17 protein-coding genes are annotated in these 19,972 nt (G+C 53.3%); 5 read left to right on the top strand and 12 right to left on the bottom strand.

The genetic code is table 11. From position 1 onward, the window contains the following. Window positions 1–135: 135 nt before the first annotated feature. Window positions 136–1,386 carry a DUF6402 family protein gene (locus ACP26O_RS18170; RefSeq protein WP_426356382.1) on the top strand — a complete coding sequence of 417 codons (1,251 nt, stop codon included), beginning with the start codon at window positions 136–138 and terminating at the stop codon, window positions 1,384–1,386. Between the two features lie 485 nt (window positions 1,387–1,871). On the opposite strand, the gene ACP26O_RS18165 is transcribed toward ACP26O_RS18170, so the two are convergent. The 10 genes from ACP26O_RS18165 to ACP26O_RS18120 all read right to left on the bottom strand — a co-directional run bounded on the left by ACP26O_RS18165 (window position 1,872) and on the right by ACP26O_RS18120 (window position 13,831). Next, window positions 1,872–4,046 carry a transglycosylase SLT domain-containing protein gene (locus ACP26O_RS18165; protein WP_426356381.1) on the bottom strand — a complete coding sequence of 725 codons (2,175 nt, stop codon included), beginning with the start codon at window positions 4,044–4,046 and terminating at the stop codon, window positions 1,872–1,874. Between the two features lie 9 nt (window positions 4,047–4,055). Further along, the gene (locus tag ACP26O_RS18160) at window positions 4,056–5,900 is read right to left on the bottom strand and encodes a hypothetical protein (protein ID WP_426356380.1); all 1,845 of its coding nucleotides are present in this window, start codon (window positions 5,898–5,900) and stop codon (window positions 4,056–4,058) included. After that, window positions 5,900–6,667, bottom strand: a complete 768-nt coding sequence (locus tag ACP26O_RS18155; RefSeq protein ID WP_426356379.1) for a hypothetical protein — start codon at window positions 6,665–6,667, stop codon at window positions 5,900–5,902. The genes ACP26O_RS18160 and ACP26O_RS18155 overlap by 1 nt, the downstream gene beginning before the upstream one ends. Before the next feature lies 1 nt (window position 6,668). Then, a complete protein-coding gene (locus tag ACP26O_RS18150; protein ID WP_426356378.1) occupies window positions 6,669–7,274 on the bottom strand; it encodes a hypothetical protein in 606 nt (201 codons plus the stop codon). After that, the gene (locus ACP26O_RS18145) at window positions 7,274–8,431 is read right to left on the bottom strand and encodes a tail fiber domain-containing protein (protein ID WP_426356377.1); all 1,158 of its coding nucleotides are present in this window, start codon (window positions 8,429–8,431) and stop codon (window positions 7,274–7,276) included. The genes ACP26O_RS18150 and ACP26O_RS18145 overlap by 1 nt, the downstream gene beginning before the upstream one ends. Window positions 8,432–8,537: 106 nt before the next feature. Then, entirely contained in the window at window positions 8,538–9,236 is a 699-nt protein-coding gene (locus ACP26O_RS18140; protein ID WP_426356376.1) for a portal protein, read from the bottom strand. 115 nt (window positions 9,237–9,351) lie between these two features. Beyond that, window positions 9,352–9,636 (bottom strand): hypothetical protein, encoded by a 285-nt coding sequence (locus ACP26O_RS18135; protein ID WP_426356375.1) that lies wholly within the window; start codon window positions 9,634–9,636, stop codon window positions 9,352–9,354. Between the two features lie 93 nt (window positions 9,637–9,729). Further along, the gene (locus ACP26O_RS18130; RefSeq protein ID WP_426356374.1) at window positions 9,730–11,154 is read right to left on the bottom strand and encodes a DEAD/DEAH box helicase family protein; all 1,425 of its coding nucleotides are present in this window, start codon (window positions 11,152–11,154) and stop codon (window positions 9,730–9,732) included. Window positions 11,155–12,158: 1,004 nt separating this feature from the next. Further along, a complete protein-coding gene (locus tag ACP26O_RS18125) occupies window positions 12,159–12,860 on the bottom strand; it encodes a hypothetical protein (RefSeq protein ID WP_426356373.1) in 702 nt (233 codons plus the stop codon). 92 nt (window positions 12,861–12,952) lie between these two features. Then, window positions 12,953–13,831, bottom strand: coding sequence for an HNH endonuclease (locus tag ACP26O_RS18120; protein WP_426356372.1), 879 nt, complete (start codon window positions 13,829–13,831; stop codon window positions 12,953–12,955). A gap of 160 nt (window positions 13,832–13,991) precedes the next feature. On the opposite strand from ACP26O_RS18120, the gene ACP26O_RS18115 reads away from it, so the two are divergent. Beyond that, window positions 13,992–14,294 carry an H-NS family nucleoid-associated regulatory protein gene (locus ACP26O_RS18115; protein ID WP_426356371.1) on the top strand — a complete coding sequence of 101 codons (303 nt, stop codon included), beginning with the start codon at window positions 13,992–13,994 and terminating at the stop codon, window positions 14,292–14,294. A gap of 816 nt (window positions 14,295–15,110) precedes the next feature. Here the strand turns inward: ACP26O_RS18115 and ACP26O_RS18110 are convergent. Both ACP26O_RS18110 and ACP26O_RS18105 read right to left on the bottom strand, forming a co-directional pair. Next, the gene (locus tag ACP26O_RS18110) at window positions 15,111–15,551 is read right to left on the bottom strand and encodes a hypothetical protein (protein ID WP_426356370.1); all 441 of its coding nucleotides are present in this window, start codon (window positions 15,549–15,551) and stop codon (window positions 15,111–15,113) included. 42 nt (window positions 15,552–15,593) lie between these two features. Further along, window positions 15,594–16,085 (bottom strand): hypothetical protein, encoded by a 492-nt coding sequence (locus ACP26O_RS18105; RefSeq protein WP_426356369.1) that lies wholly within the window; start codon window positions 16,083–16,085, stop codon window positions 15,594–15,596. Between the two features lie 53 nt (window positions 16,086–16,138). On the opposite strand from ACP26O_RS18105, the gene ACP26O_RS18100 reads away from it, so the two are divergent. The 3 genes from ACP26O_RS18100 to ACP26O_RS18090 all read left to right on the top strand — a co-directional run bounded on the left by ACP26O_RS18100 (window position 16,139) and on the right by ACP26O_RS18090 (window position 19,966). Beyond that, window positions 16,139–16,843, top strand: a complete 705-nt coding sequence (locus ACP26O_RS18100) for an SOS response-associated peptidase family protein (RefSeq protein WP_426356368.1) — start codon at window positions 16,139–16,141, stop codon at window positions 16,841–16,843. 163 nt (window positions 16,844–17,006) lie between these two features. Further along, window positions 17,007–18,392 (top strand): hypothetical protein, encoded by a 1,386-nt coding sequence (locus ACP26O_RS18095; protein WP_426356367.1) that lies wholly within the window; start codon window positions 17,007–17,009, stop codon window positions 18,390–18,392. Between the two features lie 92 nt (window positions 18,393–18,484). Beyond that, a complete protein-coding gene (locus ACP26O_RS18090) occupies window positions 18,485–19,966 on the top strand; it encodes a DNA/RNA helicase domain-containing protein (protein WP_426356366.1) in 1,482 nt (493 codons plus the stop codon). The last annotated feature ends 6 nt before the right edge of the window (window positions 19,967–19,972 follow it).

Genomic DNA, 19,972 nt, shown 5'->3' with positions numbered 1-19,972 from the left:
GCATTTCTCGACGTGATTTACGTGCGCAAGTGGTAGATAGTCCCCTGAACCTTCACAGAACAGAGTAGGTGCGATACAGTGCTCGGTAGGGGTTAATACGAGGGCTGGATTTCATCGCCGTCGATTATTGCTCAAGTGGAAACAATCGATGGATTTGTTGATGAAATAACTATGCCTGACGTTAAAAAGATTCCTTACTATAAGCCGCAAAACGGTTTGCTTGGGCCGGAGTTGAAAGAGTACAAGGGGGCCAAAGGCTGTATCCCCCTTGATACTCAAAAACGCGTATCAATTGACAGGCTTGCACCGGGCGAAAAACCACCACCACCGCCCCCACCGCCTCCCAAAGCGGCTGCTAAAGCCCCAGAGGTTCCGCCGCCTAAGCCACAGCCTAAAGCCGAACCACCGAAGACCGCAGAGCCGCCGAAGCAACTTGAAGCCGAAGTTTGCGAGAATCCGCCGCCTTTTGATCTACAAGACGTGCCTATCGCTATGGATAACCTAGGCTGGAAAGTATCGGCTAGGCTTGCACGGCTTTGGTTCGCGACTCCTGCTAACGTCTACGACAATAATCCAAAGTCAGTTCAGCCATTGGATACTGACAGTGTTACTCTCGATTGGACATTGAAGTTTGGCAGTGTCCGCAAGAAATATGAGAATCTTCTCGCCAATGATATTTATCGTGAGGCGGCGGTGGCCTTGGCAAAGGGAAAGGTTCTTGCCTATATCAAAAAGAGATTTGAGCAAGACAGAGGCGCAAATCTAAGTTTCAACACCACTCAATTCTTGTCCGATATCCGTCAATTCCATATCGATTGGCAATTTCAACTTGCCTCGATTAGCAATTGGGATACCTTCGAGAATATTACCCCGACAGACTTGACGGGGGCGTTGGCAAATTTCAATATTTACGTGGCAATAGGAAATGTTGAGATTTCCGGCGAAAAATACTACAGATATGAACCGTCGAGCAACTTCTACTGCGTTGATGCTGCTGCGCAAATCACGCACGTCTACGTCTATGTAAAAGATAATTACTCGTTCAACGGACTGCAATACTTGGGACATTGGAATAAGCACGGTGTGATTATTGCACCGGGACCAGTGATAAGCGGAGCAGATTCGAGCGAGCCAAAGCGAGACACTGACGTAGATATTTGGGTGAAAAGCATTGATAAGCCAGTGGACACGCGAAAAAGCTTGTTCGGGAAGTTCAAGGAACCCGATGTATTTTATCCGGTCTATAATTCTGATTACAGCCGTTGGCGCGACAAGCATAAGCGAGGCGGCGATTTTATGATATATTCGAAGCCGGTCTACATGAAGTTGAAGAAGCCAATTGATATTAAACTTGGTGAAATATGCAGACAAGAGCAATCAAAATAATTGTTTTAATTATCGGCTTGATCGTCGCTTCTTTTGTTGGGGTTGGTTTCGCTGTCCATTCGGCTAGGCCGGATTACGGGCGATGTGATTTCTTCACAAAAGAATTGAATGGCGGCCGGAAGAATTTCGGGGGCTCCGTATATCTTGCGAAATTGTGTGGGGCCGATATAAAGAACGGCTATGAGGTGAGGTTTCAGCTTTTCGATGATGCTGGAGTATTGCGCGCGCAAAGGTATTTTTCGTATTATCTGAACTCGGCATCGGAGCGAGATTTGACTGATGGTGCGGACGCTATCATCTATTACGACAATTCGAGCGACGAGGTAATGAGGTCTGTTTCGATTCCGCCAACTAAATGGGACTGGATTCGAGCAAGACTCCCTTTATTTTAATTGTGCTTATTTTGGCCCCCGAACCTTCACAGGCCGGGGGCTTTTTATTTGTGACGATAAAAGGTGACTCTCCTTAGAATGCCGCCCTTATGGTTAGTAGCTCAGTAGTCCGCTCAATGCTCCCTGATCCTGCGGGGGCTGTTGCTGACCGCTGGACCCGAGCATTCCACCGAGCAGCGGCATTACATGACGTGCGACGGGCGCAGCGGCCCGCACAGCGGCCGGACGGCTACTCACCAATGCAGGGACCATATTCCGAACGCCCGGGGCGTATGGAAGCGCCAGCGCGCCGACCTTAAGCGCCGTTGCAGGATTCGCCAAAGCACCACCACCAGCAAGCAAGTCCATTACGCCCAAGCGGCCAGCCGTGCCACTGTCTGGAACGGTATTACCCAATACAGACTGTGCAGTTTGTGCCAAGTTCTGCGCCGGGAAACCCTGACCGCTTGATGACGTGGCGCGCTGTGCTGCCGTTTGACCCGCACGTGACGCGCTCAGGTATTGATTGGGCGTAAAGACGTTATCAGCCGTCTGTGCGCCTTTCATGCCTGCCGCCTTTTCCAATGCCTTATACCGCGCCCACGCAGCGTTAGCCTGTGCCAATTGCTGCTGTACCGACTGAGCGCTGTAGTGTTCAGCGTTAGACGTGATCGAGTCTTGAAGCTGTTGCAGGTAGTCAGCCATGACGCGATCATCGCTGCTCGCATTGAATCCGCTGTGATTGCGAATCTGTTGGTTGATCATGGAGCGTGTATTCGCCCATTGATCGCCTGTCAGATTGCCGCCATTCTTCGCGGTCAACTGGTTGTTGACGATATTGTTGAAACGTCCTGCCAAGGCGGGCGCGTCTTGTGCAATACCGGCTTGCAACGTCGCGATATCGTTCTGTAGCGGGGTGTCCATCACAACACGGCCATTGCGGGCGATATCTTGGTAACGCTGTCCAATCGTCTGCTGCACGTGCTGCACCATGTCGGCACCCGCGCGAACGTTGTTCGGCAACGTTTCGCCAATAGGGGCGAGTGCATCGTTACCAACCGCACGGTTGAATTGCTGCACGGCTTGCTGACGACCGGAGTTAATCAGGTTGCCGACGAGCGGTAGACTCGTAGCCTTCTGTTCGAGGTTCGAAGCAACGGGGCCAAGCATCTGACCGATAGTCGGCGTGATTCCCGCGTTGCGCAGCGCTGTTACCGCCGCACTTCCGACAGGAGCCAGTACGCGGCCGAGCGCTGCACCAACCGGAGCACCCAAAGCGCCGCCAGCCGCACCCGCGCCGATCTGACTAAGCTTCTGTTGTGCAAAGTCCTGATCGTCGTTTACGACGGGCTGCACAGCGCCCATAACAGCACCTTGACCGGCACCGACTACAGACCGCACAGCAAGGCGACCGACGCCCGAGCCGATACGCGCGATTTGAGCCTGTCCGCCCGGAAGCAGAAGGGCCGGCGCGACCTGTCCACCGATGTTGCCGGCACCGGCCGCAATCGGGTTCGTTTGCTGGTATCCGTTGTAGTCCGCATCAAGGTTCTTAGCGCCTTGCGTCGCATCATTCACAAGCCAATCACCCGCGCCTTTGGTTGCGTCGAATTGCTGCAAACCTTTACCAATCAATTGCTGCGCGCCGAGCACGGTCGACCCAAACCCGTGACCGAGGCCCGCACCGAATGCCGCGATACTGCCGTGGCTCTGTGAGGTGCTCGGTTGAGCTGGGGCAATCTGCGCACTAGCCGGCGCAGCATCCACGAACGGGTCAAGCAATTGCGTTTGCGGTTGAGCTGGAGCCTGCGCGGTAGCTTGACGCACAGGAGCATGCGGGGCCGGTGCAGCGTCCGCGAATGGGTCCATCAAGCCCGCGTCTTGTGTGTTTTTTGGCATGGCCTGTTGTCCCGGTTGGAAATTGGCAGATACCTTTTGGTAGTACGCGTTCGTACGGGGTCCCCAATTTTTGGTGTTCGTTCCGCCGTGATAGGCGCGCACAACGTCGTCCCAATTTCCATAATGCTTGTAAAGCTGCGCCATGTTTTGAGCCGCCCAATTGACCGCCTGGACAGGGTCAGTCGGATCAATTCCGGCCGCTTTCGCGTTCGCACCCATGATCTGCATGATGCCTTGCGCGCGATCATCCCCACCGATAGCGGGCTTGGGGCCTACTATGGAGGGATTGTCGCCGCTGCCGGATTCGGTTCGTTGTACCGCTGCTAATAGCTGTGGCGGAACCGCGTATTGCGTCCCTGACGCTGCAAATAAATCAGAATAATCCGCCACGACTTCACCTTATTGTTGATTATTTTGTTTGTAATATGTGTATTCGCGGCGGAACTTGGTCAATTGCGCGGGCGTCATTGTTTTCTGCAATGCCGCCTTTTGTTGGGGTGTCATATAGTCAATCGCAAATACTGCGGGATCCATCTGCTTTGCAACTTGTGCCTTGTAAGCGGGCCATTGCTGCGGGTCACGGCCTGAATTCTGAAACTGATTAACCAAAAAGTTATTCATGTCGTTAAGTGCTGCCATCTTTTGTAGCACTTGCGAGTTAGCCATCTTGTCCATGCCGATATTTGGGCTTCCCGCGATAGCAGAATTCAAGCGAGCATCAGACGGACCACCGGCCGACGCCATTTGACCCATACCGATTTGCGCTGTGTACTTTTTGAACAGATCGGTCGCCGTAACCTTTGACGGATCGGCCACGCCCACCACTTGCGCAATGGTCGGAATGACTTCGTTCAGCGCGGATTGAATATTCTGCTTTCGTGCCGCGAGTGGTCCGGTTTCCGCTGCTTGGAGCGCGTGCAGTGCATTCACAATCGGCTGTTGAGCCTGTTGGTAGCTTCCTGCTTGCTCCAAGTCACCGGCCCATTGCTTACCGGCCGCTGCACCTACCGCAGATTGCGCCGCTTGCGCGCCCGGAGACATTCCGCCGATCGTCGGAGCCGCCAGCTTGGGCGGTTCCTTGAACGTATACGGCGATTGGATGCCGCCTTGTGGGGCGTTAGCGGTTGGCACACTTGGTTGTCCACCACCGATAGCATTGTCGATTACGCCGGCACCGCGTCCGCCGCCTTGGGGTGCTGTAGCGCCACCAGAAAGGGGGCCTTGCGGGTTCTGCCGGAGATACTGCGCAATCTGCGCACGCGTTCCGCTGATCTGCGAACCGTCCGATAGTTGGATAGTTTGAATCTGGTTCTGCGCTTCACCGGCACCCTTAGCCGCTTCGCTCGCTGTAACGGCTTGCGTACCGCCCGGAATCGCCACCATTACCGGATTGCCATTCTCGTCCGACTGGTAGGTGAAGCCGACCGGAGCCTTACCCGGCGTGTAGTGGACCTGACCATCTGCGCCGATATAACCGCCGCCCGGATGAAGCGGGGTAATCGTCTTCGCCGTGAGTGCGCCTCTAATGGCCGCGCTCTGCTTGTCCGGATCATTCGGATACGCGGCCAATGCGAGCTTTTGCACTTCGGTTGGTTCGTGCGCCGCGCCCATCGCTTTCCAGTACGCATCTGGATTTTGGACATAGAGCATTGCGGACTGCTCACGCGTCATGTTCGGGATAACGAATTGATCGTAAAGGGAACCGCCGTGCGCTTGTGGTGCCGTTGCGCTGGCTGGTTGTCCAGCGGATGCTGTATCCGAACCCGGAGCCGTGCTTGTACCGGCCGCAACCGGCGAATCTGAACTGCCTGCCGACGCGGTAGAAGGGACCGCCCCCGGACCCGCCGTAACTGGCGCACCACCGGAAGGTTGACCGCCCATCAGGCCGTTAACAATCGCCATTTGCTGGCGCATCTGGTTTAGCTTGATTGCGTTCTGAGCGTTCAGCATTTGATTCTGCGTGAACTGTTGATAGCCCGACTGAGCGCCCGACAATCCCTCACCAAGCGCGTTGGCGAATGAGCGGTGCGACGGATCGAAAGAGGGTGCACTACCTTTCAGCAGTCCAACGCTGAAGTTGAGCAACGCGTTATTCGCTGCCGCTCGTTGTTGCGATGGGTCCATAAACGGCGTGCTACCACCGCCGAATAGATTGCCTACGCCTTGAGAAAGCTTGTCCGCGAAGCCCGTACCCTGATCGTTACCTAGTAATCCTGACGTATTGCTCCAATCGATTGCTGCCATTACTGGCCCCCGTATAGTTTGTTGAGGCGTTGCGCCATAGCTTGCAATGCCGCTGCGCCTCCACTATCTCCACCAAGCGGGACCGGGGGCGGCGTCTGTTGCTGCTGTTGTTGATTTTCTTGTCCCATCTTGGACATGAGGCCGAAACCCTGAGTAGCCAGATTGGCCCAATCCATTCCGCCGCCCGACGTGATACCGCCCATTGGCGCGGCTGCTGCGCCCGATGAGAAGGCACCCGACGAAGCAGTAGGGCTAAGACCGCTAAACAAGCCCGTCATGGGTCCGGAACTACCGGCAAAGCCCGATTCCCCAAGTCCACCCATCGAGACACCCGACGTTCCGCCAGGCATTGCGAACTGCGGCGTTGAACCAAGCAATCCACCGCTGCCACTGGACCCGGCACCCGTGACCGATGCAGGGCCACCGAGCAAGCCGCCGCCAAACGTTCCGGAACCTGTACCGATCCCCGAACCCATCGCATAACCACCGGCAATCATTGGTGCGATAACGTCCGCAACCTTGTTGATGCCGTGGAACATATCGAGGCCCGACGTTTTGTCCGGGTTGTCTTGATACATTTCATTCCATGCTGATGACGTGAAGTTTCCGGTAGGGCTGAGTAGTGCGCCGCCCTTGTGGTTGTTGAACGTGCCACCGATAGCCGGGTCATAGCCCGGTACACCAAACGCCGCGCCGAGCGCTTGTAATGGATGGTGTCCGATTTCCTTGAACGTTGAGGAAACAAAATCTCCGATATTTCCAAGCATGTTATTTCCCCATACTGATTCCGGTCTGAATCGATTGTTTTTGCGCGGCTACGGCAGAACCGCCCGTCATATTCAAAGCGGAGTTATTGGCACCCTGATAGTTCATCGCCGGATTGTTGAAGCCCTGCAAATTCGCAGCCGGATTGTTGAACCCTTGGAGGTTTTGCGAAGGATCGTTGAACGTTCCTACCAAGCTGCCGGTCGGTTGAACCGCACCCTGTAGGTGAGGGACGTTGACCGGCGCAGCGTGATACTGTCCAAACTGAGCATTAGCAGCAGCGTTAGGCCCGAGCAATCCCATTAGGCCGAGATTCAATCCGGTAATGCCTCGATTCGCGAACGGGTCAACGCTGTTTTGTTGCTGCCGTGATCCTTGCAATAGCATGCCAAGTAGACCACTTGCCTGTTGCGGATTCGACTGTTGTTGCTGAGCCTGTGCCGGTAGTTGGTTGCCGCCTTGCTGCAACAGGTTATAAACGTCCGAGTAGTTACCGCTCCCCTGCGCCTCTTGATACAGTTGGGAAAGCTGTTGTCGATACGCTTGGTCCGCTGCATCCTGTGCTTGCTGGACACGCATGTTATAGGCGAGATTCGGATCGTATGCCATTACTTGCGCCCCCGCTTAAGTTCGGCCACTTGCTGCGCCAATCCCTTAATCGCTGCTGCCTGTGATCCGATAGCGTCCTGAACCTTGATCGTATGACCGTCGCCGCCAAACGCCGCCGCGAAGTCTTGTGCCATCGGACCAATATGCATTGCGTCCCCAAGTCCAATACCCGGCTTATACCGCCATGTACTGACGGGCATATCCTTGTATTTGGCTGCTGCCTCCTGCGGGTCGATTTCCTTAATGTCTTGCTTAAAGTTTTCGTCCGAGAAAAACGACATTGCCAACGAACCAAGGCCGCCGAGCAGACCGAGCGTGGAACCAAGGCCGTTGCTCTGAACAGGGTTTGTCTGCGTGCTTCCGGGATTGCCGCCGTACGTTCCAGCCATAAGGTTCTGTAGCTGACGTTCGCCCGCGCCTTGTTGTTGACCGTAGAGGCCAGCGAGGTAGCTGTCCAAGGTCTGCTGTTGTTGCTGCTGAACGGTGCCCGCCTGAATCATGTTCTGAGCGTTACCCATTCCGATGCCTTGCTGCGTCTGACCCAATGCGCCAAGCTGTCCGGCCGCTTGCAACCGCTGCGCGTTGCCTTGCAACCCTGCGTTCTGATTGGCGAGTGCCGCACTCATTCCGCCCTGAGCATTCGCGTTCGCTTGCGCCACCGCTTGCTGATAGCCTTGATTCATAATGTTGGCATCAGCGTTCGCGATGTTCTGCTGCGTGTACTTCGAGTTGAGCGCGTTCTGTACTGCCTGACGTGCGCCACCAAAAGCACCGGCACCGGTCGCGCTCGCGTTCGTCTGCTGGTTCGCAATCGCGCCTTGTTGCTGGATTTGTTGGTTGGTCGTATCCATAACATTCTTCAGATATGGATTTAGCTGACCTTGGATATCCCCAGCTGTGGGCGCGTTATAGCTGACCTGATTGGGGTTGTAGTTCGCTGCGCCCGTCGCCGTTTGTACGCCCTGATTAACCGCCGCTGCGCCGGTATTGTTCGCGCCGTTTTGGTATAGCTGATTAAGGCCGGAAAGTTGTTGTTGGTTGAGAGGCGCAACACCTTCACCCTGATAAGGGGTGTACGGGTTTTGTGCTACTTGCTGCGCTTTCTCATAGTTGTTTTGCACATATTTTTGCATCCAATCCGGCAAGGACTGTTGCACGGTATTTGTTCCGCCGCCGCCCGAAGACATTACACCACCTCTTATTCTTATAGTTCTTTTGTCAGCAGAATATGGCGTGATCCATAACCCGCTTCTTTTAGTAGTTTTATCCAGCCGGGGCGGGCGCAGATTCCAGCGCATACAGGCCGGCTGGATCTAGGCCAGAGTACGTTTCTGTTCGGACGGTTTCAGCGTCGTCCCACCAGACCTTGACGATGCCGGTTTTCTGCAACAGCGCATCTTTGAACGCTGAATAGAGAACGTCGAAACCGTCGTTATCCTTCTGGAAAACGTAGTTCGCGTAATCCGTCGCCTGTTCCGCAAAATCTACGTCCTTCGGACTGACCGGTTCGAATTCGACAATCTCATCCGACGACGTGAACATGCGCATTAGATCGCCCATCATTGCCGAGATAGTGTCTCGAACATCGCGTGAGGCGATTTCTGAACGTCCGGCAGGGGCTAGTGCTTGATCTAGATAGCCGGTATCGCCCTGATCTGGGTCGGAATAGTCCATCCGACCGCGGTAGGCTTCGATAGCCGCTGCCCGCATCGGGCCAACTTCCAAATCGATGAATGTTCTGGCGTCTGTAAGCTGCTGCTGGATAATCGCGCCCAATTCCTCATCGCTGAGGGGTACGGCGTCGCGGAATTTGTCCGAGCGGACAGAGCCTTGTTGTGCCTTATCCGATCCGGCGAAGTAGTTTGACGCGTTGTGCTGCTCGTCGGAGTCTGGTTGTTCAATACCGCGCTGCGTCCAAGGCTGAGAACCATTCATCATTGCCGTTACCGGCGTTGTGAACATGTCTTTTCCGCCTTCGACTGGCGCTTTAGTTCGGCCTTTAGCCATATTATTATTCTCCAAAAGCCGCATTAAAGCGGGCGGGGCGTCTGCGTATTCGCAAACGCCCCCATGCGCATTACTTCTTGCTCTTTGTTCCAGAACCCTTGTTAGGTCCGTTCATAAGGCCGTTTTGATAGCTCGTCTTGCTATCGGTCGGCGGGGTATCCTTCGAGATAGAGCTACGGCCACCGCCCGAGCTATTGCCCTGTCGCTTCACGGTTTCCATATCTGAAACTCGCTTTGAGATTGATTCCGCGCGCTTGCTGTCGTCGTCGAAGCTTGTCCCGCTTTTTGGGGTAGATTTGCTTGTCGAATTGCCATGCGTTGCATAGCTATCTTTGAGCCAGTTTTTAAGTGCCATTTTTGTGTTCCTTGAGGAATAGGCGTGAGTGTGCGAAGTGCATAAAGCACCTTCGCGAATTAAAATGAATAAATCTCAGTGGGTTTGAACGGTTTAGCAGACGCGCGGAACATTCCGGCGAAGCGGTTTGTTTGAATTCCACAAGTACGACTTCGCGCTACCTGCCGTCGCGGCATCACTCGCGAACGTCAGTACAAACGCGTCCGCAATATCGGGGGAGCGCACGCCGCGTTTCTTGATATCGTCTTTCGACTCAATCTTGATTTTCCCGGTGGACTGGAATTGATAGCGGATCGTCGCGAGTTCGGCCTTTAGCTGCTGATCGTTCGCAAGTTTGCAATCCCGTGCTTCGAGCCACTCCCGCGCCTTGTACCAAAGCTCTGCGCGCAGATTCAGGTACTTATCGCCGCCCAACGCCGGAGCCTCGGAAACGTTGATGCCGCGCATTGGTAGGCCCATTTCCCGGCCACGATCCACGACGCCCGCACCCATGCCGATCACGTCCACCAGAATCTCTACAGGGCGATCCTCGAACGGGCAGGCGTCATACATGGCCTTGACCTTTCCGACCGTCTGCATGAGGTCCAAGCCTGACCACCATTGAACCTTTTCCTTGACGATGTTCCCGTGCCGGATACAAATCGCCGTCCGGTCAGTACCGAACCGGGCAACGTCCAGCCCCCATACACATCGCTGTCCAGGCACTTCCCGAATGTCGCGGTTGATCGCGGCATCGAGTAGGTGCATCGGAATGACCGTATCGTCATCGCCTAGCGGGAACTCACCCAAGACGCGGATACGGAACGCGTTGCTGTCCTCTCCGAACCGGATAGCCTGTTCCTGCACGTATTCCTTCGAAACGCGCGGGCTATCAACGCACGAAACTTTGAGCGTGAACCACTCGTTGGCAAGCACGTTGTGCGTGTCGTAGAAGTAGCCACTGGAGCGGGTAGGGTTGCCGAGTAGGATCGTGCAGGCGTTATGCCCCGACATAGAGCCGGACGCCGCCTCAAAGACAGCTTCAGGGATACCCGACGCCTCGTCACCAATCAGCATCACGTTTTCGGAGTGCACCCCTTGCAACGCTTCCGGCTGCTCCTGTCGGCTCGTACGAAGCGAAATAAAGCTTTCTTCCGGCGCGGGCTTGAACTCGATACGGTCCGTCTTGATGTCGGCCATGTCGCGGAGCACGTCCGGCATTTTCTTCATCCAAGCCTTAAGCTCGGAATAGAGCGCGTCGTAAAGCTGCGCAGAGGTGGGGGCCGTGATAACCGTCTTTTGGGGAAAGCGCGTATAGAAATGCCAGATTGCCGCCCAACTTGTCGTAGTAGACTTACCGACACCGTGCCCGCTTCGAACGCTGATTTTTCGTTTTCCGTCAGCCAGAGCCGTTAGAAACGTCTTTTGCCAATCGTCCGGTTCTGCGCCCAATACTTCCTGCACAAATAAAATTGGATCGCGATAATATCGGGAACGGAAATGGAGGAAGGGGTTTTGTTGTTGTAGTTCTGCCCCCATACATCACTCTGGCCATTTATGGGGTGTAGAAGGGCGCTTTGGGCGGTAGAATTCGTCCGGTACTTCCGGAATCGTTTTATCGCAGTACCGCGCACATCGGATCGCGTCCGTATTAAACTTCGGCGCATTGCAGCGGCCCGTGCATAGCGCCAATAGCTTGACGAGTAGGCCAATACAGGCGAGCATTAGGGCGCAGGTAAGCATCAGCGCAATTAGGCTGATATCCATAGAGACTCCGTTTTTTAGACCAAAGTTGTTTTTGGAGTTATTTCAAAAAATTTTTCAGGTGGGTGTCCCCCTCCCCGAAAAATCGCCCCCGGCCATTTCTTAAGGGGGGCCTTCTGCGGCCCGCTCGGACTGCGCGGCAGGATGCGAATGATTCGCGATTGCGGGTGATAATGGGCCGCGTTCGCGATTGGGTATAGTGGACTAGGCAATTATTTTCTTATATACGCCTGTAATGCAGTCGTCCGTGAAAGTCATGCCATTGGCAGCATGTAGAGCGCGATTTCAGGCCATAAATAGGGCCAAAATTCGTTAGCCGCCATTATGTAAAGCGCGTAATAACTGTAAGAAGCTGCGAAGGCCATACGCGACAGGGAAGAGCGCGGATGCATTCAACGCGTTGTAAGGTTGCGTGCCGTTATGGGCGTCCGACGCTGTAAGGTTCGGCTATCAGCAGCAGGCGGGCTGCATCCGACCAGACGGACAGATGATGGACTGTGCAACTATTGGTTTCCTCACCGGGCGTTCCGCAATATGAAATTATGTGGGCCGAAATGCATTTCATATTGTGAAACCCATGCGCGGGTGTATGCGCGACAGTGATTCGGTGTTGGGTTCTCTACCCGGAACCGCCCATCCCGTTCCGTAATGTCCTTCGGACGGAATTGGAACGAAAGGGCGCATCTGGCTTTATCTCATCTCTGATTGTTTCTTTGGCTTCTGTCCGTTTCTATGTCTTGAACGGGACGAACCTGAGAACCTGTTACTGCGTAACTCAGTCAATCATCGTCCAAGCTTAAGTCAAGCGGCGGACGCTTCTTTACTGGCTCGCTGTCGTAATCGATTGGGATTAGATTGGAATGAGTTACGCCAATCACGTCTTCGATATGGTTTGATTGATCGGGCAGAGCATTTGCTTTCGGAACGTGGCTTGCCACCTCGGTTACAGGTTCTACGGCCCGCTCAAGCTGGTTTCTAGCTGGCGGTCCTGCCCTGAGTGCCTGTAGGAACATTGCGCCCATGTCCACGTTGACACTCACGCTGTTGCCTTTGTCGTCCCGATACTTTGGGTTCCACGCGCCAGCCAGCCATCGCTTTGTGTCGCCTGCCAGCTTCGCGGCTGCTACCTCGGTCTTGTTTGCTCGACCGTCCATAGCGCGCTGGAGTATGTTGTCTGCACTGGCTTGAATGTCGTCTGCGAGTGCGTCGCCTGCTGTGATGCGCGCTTGGTTGAACCGTTGTTCTCTGTCTGATGTGCGTTTGAGCCATTTCATGAGGAAGGATCGTGAGCAACCGGCCTTGGTAGCGACTTCGATCAGGCTTTTACCATCCTCGATCAACGCGAAGATCAGTTCCTCTTGGGCGTCCAGTTCCTCAAGCTTGGCCCGCTTGATGGGTGATCCAGCCATATAAAACCTCTGTGATACGTTGTTGGTGCCCGGTTTTGATTTAACGCGATGACCGGGCGAACGCGTTGCCATAAATTGACGTTATTATTGATATTCTTTCGTCGTTACGGCGTTTCAATTCTAAAATTGATGTGAACTCACGTAAAACACGTGAACGCTTGAAATTATTTGTTCAGGTTGATCCCCAACACCGCGAACGCTCCGAAATGTTCTTTCTCTTTCTGCTGACGCCATAGAGCGGCCTGTTCGAGTGTTAGGAAAGACTTCGACTCCGACACAATGGCGTCCTTGCGGTTCAGCCTGATTTGTGCCTGATAACCCCATTCGGTTTCATTGACGCCCCGGACGCCTGATTTACCCGGCTTGCGACTGTGGTTGGCGTGGTTGTCACCTTCCGTTGCTACGCGCAGGTTATCGAGCCTGTCGTTCAGTGGGTTCCTGTCTGCATGGTCGATCAGCATCCCGTGGGGCGCGTCGGTGCCGTAGTGCATTACCCAAATAATCAGGCTTGTGTACGCGTGAAGCTCTGTTTGCCCGGACACCATGTGCACGATACGGCGTCCGTCTCTGGTATTGATGGTTCCGGCAGGTTTCCCGGCAAGTTTGCTATTGAATGCCTTTTGTGCTGAGGTGGTTTTGAAGTGGTGGATCGGTCTGTTACGCCAGAATAGCCGCCCGGTGTCTGGTTGGTACTCAAAGCATTCGTGCAGGAAATGGTAGTGCGGGGCGAGCGGTTGTTTCGTTTTCTGGTTTGATTTGTCCAATTGTGAGTATTTTAGAACGGCAAGGTTTTCCCATCGACGGTCATACTTATCCCGATTCTTGTGCACGACAACGGAATATTCTGGAACGTCTTCGCCCGTGTGCAGGGCATAGACAAGGCGGCCGGTCTGAATTCCGCGTTTCTTGCCGTTCGCCTGAATATTGAATTGTTTGGCTTTGACAGGCGTTCCCTTGCGGGCGAGTGCGCCCGTGTCTGGGGCATAGGTGAATTCTTTTCGTAGACGTTCAATATCGTCTTGGGATAGTTTGATGTGCTTCATGATGTATTCCGTAGCTTTGGATAAGCTAAAATTGCGTAAAACTAGGTCGCTTATCCTTGTTACGGAATGCGTTTTCCTTCGTGCATCTGTTCCCGAGCCTCGATAGGTGACATAATTCGCCGGTCGCACTTCGCGACCAACAACTAGTGGAGGTCGGTCTATGGCAACGAAGGGATACAAGGATTTAAAGGAACAACTCGCGAAGCTCGAACAGGAAACCGAAGCAGCCCGTGTCGCCGAATTGGCGTCGGTGGTTGCCGACATTCGGGAGAAAGTAGCGGAGTACGGGATCACGGCAGAGGATATCTTTGGCCGTCAACGTGGAGCCAATCGCAAGGCTGCTGCACCGGTTGCCGCGAAGTACCACAACCCTAAGACCGGTGAAACGTGGAGCGGTCGCGGTCGTGCGCCGGCATGGATCAAGGAAGCAAAGAACCGTGACCGGTTCCTGATCGCGGAATAAGTCAAAGCAAGCTACGGGGTTCGACAACAAGGAGTCCTTACCTCCTAGTGTGTAGCCCGATGCAGCGCTGACAAGAGTACAGACGTGACAAAGCCGCCACCTATTTCTAGGTGAGCGGCTGAGGCTCATCACGCACAGGCGCAATTTGCCGGGGGCCAAAACTTCGCAGGCCCGTTTAGTTCACTTGACGCCTAGCATCACAGTGCTAGACTGCAAGCGTCATTACAAGAAAAGCTTGTAACGATGCTTGGCCTAGGGCGATCCACCTCTCACAGCTTTCGCCCTAGTCTGCTTACCGCAGATGAAGCCACGCCAAGAGCATGTAGTTCACAGCGATTGCGAAGTACAAGAACGACGGATGAAGCGGGTGCATATCGCACCTCCTTGCTCAGGTTTGAACAAGCTGCCGACTCGGGGGAGTTTGGCGGCTTCGTTTTATGTAGCGGTGCTGCCTGCTACACGAATTCATCCTAAACCCTTTCATATTTTTTTTCACGAACTCTTCGTATGGAGTTCGTCATTCTCGACAATGCGGCTTGGACAGGTTGTTTCTATGTTCTAAAATTGGACGCCCGTTACCAGTTCCGCCGCAGGGTTGCGTTGTAGTCGGCGCCCGGCATTGCCCGTCGCGACAAGGAAAGCATGCAACCGCACGCGCTCCGAATGGCATTTGCGTCGCCACGCGTGGTTGGCCGTTACAAATTTTTTTTCGCCACGCCCTTACGGAGAATCCCGAATGCGTTTTCGCTGCGGCACCTCGCCCATCCACCCGAACGCTACTAGATCTAGTCGATGAAGCCCGCGCCATGACGACATTCAGTTTTCGGGGCCGTCGTCTATGTCGTCCTGGTTGCGATAGATGGCGCCGGGTTCGTCGATCGGTACTATGTCGTAGCCGCGTGCCGTCAGGCTGATCTCGAAATCGCTGAATGCCTCGAACAAGTCGAAGTCGCACTTCACTACAGTGAATTTCGAATCGATGGTGTTGGTTGCGACACGCTCATGGAACGCGGCGACCGGATCGGACGTCTCCCCAGCATCGAAGTGCGAGATCCTGAGAAATGGGGTGCGTCCTTCCTTTGCGTACGTCGTGCACAGCACGATCTGCACATTCGTGATCACGTGATGGGGCGGAATGTCCGGCGCAATTCGTTGCAGGTAGGCCCGGAAAGAACCGTCAGCTTCGCGTTCGTGAGCGTATGCAACCCCGTGCCAGTCATCAGTTGATGTGCGAAACTCTTCATCGATCGTGGACATGGTCGCCTCCTGTTCCAGAGCGTTCAGGATGCCACAGGCCCGTCACTTCATCCCGGCGCGCCGCATCTCATCTCGCAAGAGGTGCATGAGTCGATACAACTGCCCCTGTGCGCCGGCTAGATCGCCCTTGTTCGTGACGTTCTTGTCGGTGTACGCGTACCACGCCTCGATGCGCTCGAGCGATTTTCGTAGGGCGCGGATCTCCAGAATCAACCATCGGACTTGAAGGTCGGTGTACTCGCGCCACAGCGCGCGAAGTTCGTCCTCGGTTGGCGCGTCGAATTCCGGTACCACTGGCCGCAACTTGAATCGCGGATCCGTGAGCGGAACGCGGTTGCGGTCGATCCTGGTCGACTCGATCGGCGCGCATGTGCCAAGGAACGCCGACCTCGGATCCTTGTCGACCCACGACTCAAATTCGCGTTTCGTGAGCTCGATCGGTGTCCTCAGGCGCGCCTTGTCGCCTTGGAATCCGTACTCCCAGATGTAGGCCCACTGTGGCTTGATCACGGCTGAGACACTGTATAAAAACACAGTGTATCGCGCGGTAAGATGGTTTGGTCAAGCACGGAAAGCGGGGACAGCGGATGTGCACCAACTACGTGGCTCCCGGCGAGGATCCGGGATTGAGCGAACTGAAGATCGACAGCTTCAGAGACCTGTATCGCTGGACCCCGTGGAAGCCGGAGATCTACCAAGACTATGACGCGCCTATCGTCGCGAGCATTGACGGACAATTCAGACCGCTGATTGCGGGATTTGGGTTCTGGCCCCGGCAACTGCAGAAAGCGAACATCGAGAAGGCGAAAGAGCAGGGGCGGAAGCCGCCTCCGATGCGTAGCACGATGAATGTGCGCGACGACAATCTTGGCAAATCGGCCCTCTACGGCCCTGCATGGCGATCAGGTAGCCGCTGTCTGATTCCAGCGCAGTATGTGATCGAGCCGTCGTACCCGGACGCGCGGCAGGCAGGCGACGGAAGGTTGGTCCTCGGCCCGTGCGTGTGGCAAAAGGTCGGCGTGGCCGGCCGTCCGACGATGTGCGTGGCCGGTATCTGGCGGACGTTGAAGGGCCCGGGCGGGACCGTGCGTCATGCAATGTCGATGATTACGGTTAATGCAGACGACCATCCGATCATGTCGCGCATGCATAAGCCGGGCGAGGAGAAGCGCTCAGTCGTGATCCTGCGCCCGGACGACTGGGAGGAATGGCTGACAACGTCGAACGTCGAGGCCGCGCGTGCGATGCTTCAGCTATACCCGGCCGACGAAATGACGGCGGAAGTGAAGTGATTAGCGTTACGCCAAACTCGCGGATGAGGCACCAGCTACATGTCGTCGGCGTCGATGAAGTGTGGGGGCAGTGAGCAATGCAGTCGGTGGCGATTAGTGTGACAATATAGACATGACGACTCTCAATATGTCAGTATGCGCTGATTAATTTCTACGACACAGAATGCTAAATTTTCTGAAAAGAGCGGCGCACGGGAAAAATCGGGGCAAAGAAGATCTGTCTGACCGGCGCAATAAGATTGTTGCAGAATACTCAAATGTCGGAGAGGGGAAGCCTGTGAATAATAAGAAGACGCTCTTGGTGGGGGCTCGTCGGTACGATCATGTCACATGTATTGATTGGCATGACTTGCTTGATGAGAATATTCTCGATTTCCATATTGTTGTTCTGTATTTGCCTGCCCTAAATAGTAATGGGGTCGAGGAGTTGCGCGGGGATGTTCTGTTTAGGATTCAGCAAAAGTTGGCGCATTTTCTGAGTTCAGATGGAGATATTTTTGTGCTCGGCGGCGAGGCTGCATCCGACAATCAGCCTTTCATATGGTGTCCAATGCCCTTGATGCAACAAAAACGCAGGGGTGACACAATAGATTTGAAAGATAAAAAATTTCCGGAGTTGCTAGGGAAATTGAAGTCTTGGGAGGGCGTTTATTTAACCCATCCACATGGGAATTCTCATTTATTGAATCTCGCATTATCTGGAGGACGAGCTGCTCTGCATGCTCTGCAATTTGGTTGTGAGGCGCATGCGACCAATAGAGCCGGGGAAATTATCGCTGGCAAGTGGCTCTGTTTCTCAAGATCGCAGAATGGTAATGAGCATATTTGGCCCGGTTCCATCACTACGCTTCCATACTTCGCGAATCAAGAAGAGAGGCAAATTATAGCGGCAGCCCTGACGGATATTTTGGGGATGCCGCAGCGAGAGGGAGCGCCGGAGTGGCTCGATCGAATTTCGATGGAATCCGTGAAGCCAATTGATGAGCGGATTTTGCGCCTTGAAGAAGAAATCGCAAGATTGAAAGCCGAAGTCAATAAGGAAAGTGAGGTAAAGGCTGGCATCGAGCATTATAAACGCCTCCTTTACATATCGAGTTTCGAGCTAGAGGATTTGGTCGCCGAATGTCTTTCTCGTCTGGGAGCCGAAATTCGTCCTGCGCGTTATTCACAGGAGGAGTTTGTAATGCATTGGAATAATGGTGTTTATCTAGCCGAATGTAAAGGTGTAACGAAAAGTATTTCGATGGCGCACCTGCGCCAAGTGCAGGACTATGTGCTGAAATACGAGGAAGACGAAGGTGTGGATGGAAAGGGAATTCTGTTTGGTAACGCGTGGCGAGAACTTCATCCCGATCAGCGGGACACAAACGACAGGCCGATATTTCCCAACAACGTTGTTGCGCGCGCTAAGCAGTTCGGCATCTCATTGGTTTCGACAGTCGATTTGTTCCATGCTTTCGATAGATTTCTTACAAATGACGTAACGGCAGACCAAGTTCTGAAGTGGGTGGTGAGTGCAAACGGAGTGGCTGACCTTGATGATTTATAACGGCCGGCTCAGCAGTGATTCGGGGATATTTGTATGATTTGAGCGGCTTCATTCAATTGCTTTGAAGCTACCTTTTGCGGATAAAAATAGAAATGTCAAAGCGCATAAACATTCAGTCCTTGTTGCAGGCAAACAAATCATTGTCTGTGGAAGGTTTCAAGGGTTTTTTGCAGTACTACGGGATACAAATCAAGGCTGCAGAAATTGAAGACCTCCGTGTTCTCGTAGGGGTTTTGGGCGCTCTTGTGAAAGGTACGGGTATCTTTGATAAATTCTATGTGGGTTACAAGATTCCGCAAATAGGAAAAGAGTTTGATTTGTTACGATTTGGCAGCGAATTCATCGTAAACATAGAAATAAAGAAATCCTGTCCTGAGGAAAAAATCACAAGGCAACTTCAGAGAAACGGGTATTATCTGGGATTTATTGGAAGACCTGCTTACTCTGTCACTTTTGTCTCGGATTCGAAGAAATTTTATTCTTTGCAAGAGGATGGAGGTTTGGGGCAGGTTGACGCGTACGAAGTGGTCAAGCTGCTTCTTAGTCAAGAGGTCAATGATTCGGAAATTCCAGACAATTTATTCAACCCATCTGATTTTTTGGTATCCCCGTTTAACTCTACCGAAAAATTTATCAATGGGCAGTATTTTTTGACGCATCAGCAAGAGGATATAAAGGACCAAATCGTCAACTTGTTTTGTGAGAAAAAGACGGCCACATTTGTTTCCATAATGGGTGGTGCGGGGACGGGGAAGACTCTACTCATATACGATATTGCGAAGCGAATGTTGAGTGCGGATGGGAAGCCGCTTGTTATTCATTGTGGGCAATTGAATGCCGGACATATGGAGTTGATGCGGCGGGGCTGGAAGATTACGGCAATAAAAGACTACGCGAAACGCGATTTTGCCAATCACGATCTGATTATTGTTGATGAGGCGCAGCGCATCAAAGGTGTTCAATTGGTGGATATTGCCGAGAAGGTCAGAGCGGCGAACGGATTTTGCATATTTTCGCATGATAAACAGCAAACTCTCGCGGATTGGGAGGCGAGGGATGGGATAAGCGAGAAGATTAACTCAATCGAGCCAATCGTCCAATACACATTGTCGGAGAAGATAAGGACAAACAAGGAGATAGCAGATTTCATAAAAATGTTGTTCTTTTCCAAAAAGAACGTTCCGATATCAAAAAATGATAATGTTGAGATAAATTATTTTGACACAGCGGAGGACGCAAAAAACTATCTGGATGGATTGGATGAGAAAAAGTGGGAAGTTCTAAGATTTACTCCATCACAGTACTACAATGAGCATCACGAAAAGTATGGCGGTTTCATCTACAAAACATCGCATCAGGTAATAGGTCAAGAATTCGACGGCGTGGCTGTAACGATTGATCAATATTTCTCATATAACGATGATGGCCATCTGATTTATATGGGTAAGGCATACTATCAGCCCGCGAAGATGTTATTTCAAAATATAACGCGATCCAGAAAGAGGTTGAATCTGGTCATCATAAACAACGAGCAGGTTCTTAATAGATGTATTTCGATCTTGCAAGTGAAATAGTACGTA

Origin of the sequence: Burkholderia sp. R-40, assembly GCF_049942845.1 — a bacterium.
GTDB lineage: Bacteria > Pseudomonadota > Gammaproteobacteria > Burkholderiales > Burkholderiaceae > Burkholderia > Burkholderia ambifaria.
Note: the sequence above shows the minus strand (reverse complement) of the source record. Positions and strands in the feature narration are given on the sequence as shown.

What these genes read in the sequence shown, in the direction of transcription:
- ACP26O_RS18110 (WP_426356370.1), bottom strand. Translation starts at nt 15,551, where the DNA reads ATGTCCACGATCGATGAAGAGTTTCGCACATCAACTGATGACTGGCAC.
- ACP26O_RS18160 (WP_426356380.1), bottom strand. Translation starts at nt 5,900, where the DNA reads ATGGCAGCAATCGATTGGAGCAATACGTCAGGATTACTAGGTAACGAT.
- ACP26O_RS18125 (WP_426356373.1), bottom strand. Translation starts at nt 12,860, where the DNA reads ATGGCAACGCGTTCGCCCGGTCATCGCGTTAAATCAAAACCGGGCACC.
- ACP26O_RS18115 (WP_426356371.1), top strand. Translation starts at nt 13,992, where the DNA reads ATGGCAACGAAGGGATACAAGGATTTAAAGGAACAACTCGCGAAGCTC.
- ACP26O_RS18140 (WP_426356376.1), bottom strand. Translation starts at nt 9,236, where the DNA reads ATGTTCACAACGCCGGTAACGGCAATGATGAATGGTTCTCAGCCTTGG.
- ACP26O_RS18120 (WP_426356372.1), bottom strand. Translation starts at nt 13,831, where the DNA reads ATGAAGCACATCAAACTATCCCAAGACGATATTGAACGTCTACGAAAA.
- ACP26O_RS18095 (WP_426356367.1), top strand. Translation starts at nt 17,007, where the DNA reads ATGCTAAATTTTCTGAAAAGAGCGGCGCACGGGAAAAATCGGGGCAAA.
- ACP26O_RS18150 (WP_426356378.1), bottom strand. Translation starts at nt 7,274, where the DNA reads ATGGCATACGATCCGAATCTCGCCTATAACATGCGTGTCCAGCAAGCA.
- ACP26O_RS18130 (WP_426356374.1), bottom strand. Translation starts at nt 11,154, where the DNA reads ATGGGGGCAGAACTACAACAACAAAACCCCTTCCTCCATTTCCGTTCC.
- ACP26O_RS18090 (WP_426356366.1), top strand. Translation starts at nt 18,485, where the DNA reads ATGTCAAAGCGCATAAACATTCAGTCCTTGTTGCAGGCAAACAAATCA.
- ACP26O_RS18100 (WP_426356368.1), top strand. Translation starts at nt 16,139, where the DNA reads ATGTGCACCAACTACGTGGCTCCCGGCGAGGATCCGGGATTGAGCGAA.
- ACP26O_RS18155 (WP_426356379.1), bottom strand. Translation starts at nt 6,667, where the DNA reads ATGCTTGGAAATATCGGAGATTTTGTTTCCTCAACGTTCAAGGAAATC.
- ACP26O_RS18135 (WP_426356375.1), bottom strand. Translation starts at nt 9,636, where the DNA reads ATGGCACTTAAAAACTGGCTCAAAGATAGCTATGCAACGCATGGCAAT.